At 73.0% G+C, this 1,023-nt stretch carries 1 protein-coding gene and 1 pseudogene; one reads left to right on the forward strand and one right to left on the reverse strand.

Going from position 1 to position 1,023, the window contains the following annotated elements; all coding sequences use genetic code 11:
* Positions 1 to 266, reverse strand: a pseudogene (locus C1A33_RS26200) (flap endonuclease); the annotation flags it as partial.
* Positions 267 to 496: 230 nt separating this feature from the next.
* Between C1A33_RS26200 and C1A33_RS26205 the strand changes: the two are divergent.
* On the forward strand, positions 497 to 940 hold the full coding sequence (locus C1A33_RS26205) for an Lrp/AsnC family transcriptional regulator (protein ID WP_101834223.1): 444 nt from the start codon (positions 497 to 499) through the stop codon (positions 938 to 940).
* Positions 941 to 1,023 lie beyond the last annotated feature (83 nt).

Genomic DNA, 1,023 nt, shown 5'->3' on the forward strand with positions numbered 1-1,023 from the left:
GCCTCACCCGCCACCCGATGCGCCTTGTACGACGGCAGCAACGCCACCCGAAACGCCGGCCGCCAGTCCGCGTCGAAACACGCCACCAGATGACGCGGCCGCACCTCCACGAGCTGACGCGCCAGCGTGTCCAACAGCCCGCGCACCGCCCCCACCGGCGTTCCGTCCGGCGCCCGCACCGACCGCGGCACCCCGTAGAACGCCCGGAAGTACAACGACGGCGCATCCGCCAGCATCAACCGCCCCGCACCCTCACCCACCGTCATCGCCACCGCCCCTCCCAGCCCCGTCCGACACGACCGAACCCCAGACCCCGGTACGCCACCCCGCGCGCCCCGGCGCACTCCCCGCGCGGCGCCCGCGGGCACTCCCGCGCCGCACCGGCCGCCACCCGGGCGCACACCCGCCGCCGACCGTACCGGCTGTCCCACCGGGACCAGGCAACGGACCAGAAACAGCCTCTCTCCCACACGGTCACCTGCGTACGCTCCGGATCGTGCTGGAAGATCTCGACCGACGAATCGTGCAGATGCTGTGCCGAGATGGGCGCATGAGTTTCACTGACCTCGGCCGAGCCACCGGCCTGTCGATCTCCGCCGTCCATCAGCGCGTCCGCCGCCTGGAGCAACGCGGCGTCATCACCTCCTACACGGCGCTCGTCGACCCCACCGAGGTCGGACTGCCCCTGACCGCCTTCGTCTCGATCACCCCGATCGACCCGAGCGCCCCCGACGACGCCGCCGACCGCCTCGCCAACATCGTCGAGATCGAGGCCTGCCACAGCGTCGCCGGCGACGAAAGCTACCTGCTCAAGGTCCGCGTCGCCAGCCCTACCGACCTGGAGGCCCTCCTGCAGCGCATCCGCGCCGCCGCCGGCGTCTCCACCCGCACCATGGTCGTCCTGTCCACCCCCTACGAAGGCCGCCCACCAGCCCTCTGAGCCACCCGCCACCAGCGCCACCCCCACCGCGGGCTCCGGCTCCTCCTCCTCCGCGGGCTCGGGCTCCACCGCGGGCGCCACCT

It is taken from the genome of Frankia canadensis, from assembly GCF_900197875.1.
In the GTDB taxonomy this organism is placed as follows: Bacteria; Actinomycetota; Actinomycetes; order Frankiales; family Frankiaceae; genus Frankia; species Frankia canadensis.